This is a genomic window from Endozoicomonas sp. ONNA1 (genome assembly GCF_024606325.1).
Lineage (GTDB): Bacteria > Pseudomonadota > Gammaproteobacteria > Pseudomonadales > Endozoicomonadaceae > Endozoicomonas_A.
Map to the genome: position 1 here is coordinate 1 of NZ_JAHHPN010000059.1, position 2,889 is coordinate 2,889.

Here is a 2,889-nt window from a genome sequence, read left to right on the forward strand (position 1 = left end):
ACTTTACAGAGCGTTTTAGAGTATGGGCGTAGTTATAGCAGGGGATGACAATACTGAATAAAGGGGCAGTCATAATGAAGAAGGATCAACAATATCTTTGCTGAGTTGGTTGATAACAGGTGTAAAGAAGGGACTGGCTTGAGGTTCATCTCTCCAGTTCCGGGCGAAACGTGCAAGATCCTTAGGGTATTGCCTTAGATAGGTAGACGAACACGGGTAGCTGGCCAAAGAGTCCAGATCTATCAACAAAGGCCGGTGGTTCTGAATAATGAAATTCTGTCCTTTCAAATCTCCATGAATAATCAGAGATCGCTTCAAGGTGTAAAGGATGTCATCTATTTCCTTAGCAACGACGGGCCACTCGGGCTGAGGCTCAGCGCCTTCAGCAAAATATTTCATAGCATGAATACTTACGACATATTCATGAATAACGAAGCTGGTCTGTTTCAAAGGCCCCCAGCGCTTCTCCAGCAAGGCAACGGGTCGTGCTGTCGGGACACCAATGCTTTCCAGCAGCTGGGCTGCATACCAGGTGACCGCAGCTCTTGAGGGAATCAGGCTACGAGTCAGACTGTAGAGAAAGCCTCTGGAATTGTACCTTTTGATGAAATACTGTTTTTTACCGGATGTCGCAACAGCAACGGTCGTGGCTTTTCCTGTCTTGATGATATGTCCCTGTCTGATAAAGGCGTCGGGCTCAGTAAGAAGGTTTGAAAGCTCCGGGCATTCATCTCTCTGATCGGTAATAGCCAATTGAAACCAGGACTTCTGATAACTAAATCCTGTCCTGGGTTTCAGACATTCTTGTAGCTTTAATTCTTTCTGCTTGCGGATGCGCTGTACTTCGTTCAATAGCTCTGGCGGAGCGTTGTGCGCCTCAAGAAGGCGATCAAACTTGGGTGGTAGTTGTGCAAAATGTTCAGGGCGTTCATTAGCCAACAGAGCCTGATAAATAAATTCAGACTTTTGAGAATCAGAACTCAGTGTATGCCACTTCTGAAGGAATGGGTCAGGCATATTACTCCCTTCCTTCGAAAAAGTTCAGGATTTTTCGGATTCGAACCTTGTCGCTCGCTTTGAGTCGGCCTCCACAATAGAGTTGATAAAACTTTAGCCGTTGAGTGCGTGAAAGATGCTGCTTGCCCATCTTATCAAGGCAGGCCAGATCTTTGGTAATCCCTCGCTCCAGGAAAAAGGGAAGAACCTTCTGGCCAGCAGGACAATCAATGAAACAGATTTCAGGATTTTCATTCTGTGAAACCAGAATATTTCGCCACTTGAGATCAGTGTGGATGAAGCTCTGGTTATGCATGGTTCTGACCGCTGGAGCTAACTGCTCAATAACTTTGGCCATCCAGGTCCGATCTTTCAGCCAATGAATACTGTCTCTGACCATCTGGCGAAGATCCAGAGTATTGGGTGCCTCTTCGGTCACCAGTGCGCCGCGCGTCATAATGCCCCATTGAATTTCCTGCCCATAGGCGACCACTTTGGCGGCAGGAATACCGTGTTCACGGAAAAACAGCATGCTTTCCCATTCCCCCCGGATACGGCTTCTGCCAATGTACCGGCGAAGATTTTTCCCGCCTCCGGTATACCGTTTCAGGTAGTAGCCTTTACCACCAATTTCGGTACGGCACATGGAACTGATGATATCCCGGGTAATTTCAACACCTGTCATGGCAAAAGTGCTTTCGAGCGTAGAGACAGCATTGCCAACCGGCGTGTCATTATAGGATTCCGTCAGTGTCCAGCTGGACGACATCAAAAAAGGAATGTGCATATTGTAAGTGGCCCATAAGTGGGCGGAATCTTCATGAATTCAAAGCTTGGATATTTCGGTTACAGAGGGTATTTCAGACGGTCTTTCACATCAGGAATCGTAGTGATAACGACAGGAAATAATACCGGGAAACATGCCTATTGCTTGAGAGAGTTGGCTGATAGCAGCTTTAGTGAAAACCCCTTCTTTCAAGAAAGCAGAGCATTCACTTTCAAGAATTAATGTTGTCTGTGCAAATTTATCTGCTTCAGATTCCTGTCTGATATATTGTTGATCTTTAGAATCATTTTCTAAGAATGTAATTCTTTTACCATGTAGCAAAACTTCTTCACCGTCCCTTTGACTGCATTTGTCAGGTGGCGGTTACTTCCAAGACATATTGAGTTTACGCTGCTTCTGGGCACAGTCTCTGAGATAAAGATTTATTAGGCTTTGATAGGAAACACCTAAGTCATCCGATAGGGATTTGAAATATTCAATTGCATCTTCATCAATACGAATTGTTATTTTTTTTAATTTTTTTGCATAGGGGTTTTTAATGCCCTTACTGAAATCATACTCTTCCCTCATTGTCTCATCTGCTTTTATAAGCCGTAGCTTCACTTTTGTTAGCTCGTCTCTCAGAGATGATACGAATGATTTCATTCTCACTGCGATAGCAATGGCAAACAACTAACACTTTCAAGCTAACACTCATACCTAAAAAACGAAACGATCTTCTTCATCAGAATGGTCTGGATCACTAATAAGAAAACCATTCTCATCTAAAAATACAGATCTCGCCTCCTCAAAGCTAATTCCATGCTTTTTGAGGTTTTTCTTGGGCTTTTCTACGTCTCACTCGAATGTAAATTTTCTCATGCATAGAGTGCAACTACATTGTAGTGGTTTTCACTTTTTCTACTTATCTGAAGGAAAAGCAGGATTTTTCTTGAGCCACCTAACCCAGAGCTGACGGGCAGCGTAGCTGTGTCCCCGCCAAGCGAGTTGTTAGGTGGCGTAGTTATTTCTGAAGGTGGTTTACGATGATGGCGAGAGTTTCTTCTATTTTGTCAAAACGTTTGTCGTGCTGGTCAAAACGTTTGTCGTGCTGGTCAAAACGTTTG

5 protein-coding genes are annotated in these 2,889 nt (G+C 44.2%); all 5 read right to left on the bottom strand.

Translation table 11 applies throughout. The features are described from left to right. Window positions 1-69: 69 nt before the first annotated feature. Window positions 70-1,017, bottom strand: a complete 948-nt coding sequence (locus KDK19_RS01280) for a lipopolysaccharide kinase InaA family protein (protein ID WP_257254539.1) — start codon at window positions 1,015-1,017, stop codon at window positions 70-72. A gap of 1 nt (window position 1,018) precedes the next feature. Beyond that, the gene (locus KDK19_RS01285) at window positions 1,019-1,783 is read right to left on the bottom strand and encodes a lipopolysaccharide kinase InaA family protein (RefSeq protein WP_257254538.1); all 765 of its coding nucleotides are present in this window, start codon (window positions 1,781-1,783) and stop codon (window positions 1,019-1,021) included. Between the two features lie 90 nt (window positions 1,784-1,873). Next, window positions 1,874-2,104: a hypothetical protein gene (locus tag KDK19_RS01290; RefSeq protein WP_257254537.1), complete on the bottom strand. Its 231-nt coding sequence runs from the start codon at window positions 2,102-2,104 to the stop codon at window positions 1,874-1,876. A 42-nt stretch (window positions 2,105-2,146) separates the two neighbouring features. Continuing rightward, the gene (locus tag KDK19_RS01295; RefSeq protein ID WP_257291184.1) at window positions 2,147-2,428 is read right to left on the bottom strand and encodes a BrnA antitoxin family protein; all 282 of its coding nucleotides are present in this window, start codon (window positions 2,426-2,428) and stop codon (window positions 2,147-2,149) included. Window positions 2,429-2,482: 54 nt separating this feature from the next. Beyond that, the gene (locus KDK19_RS01300; protein WP_257254541.1) at window positions 2,483-2,581 is read right to left on the bottom strand and encodes a hypothetical protein; all 99 of its coding nucleotides are present in this window, start codon (window positions 2,579-2,581) and stop codon (window positions 2,483-2,485) included. Between the last annotated feature and the right edge of the window lie 308 nt (window positions 2,582-2,889).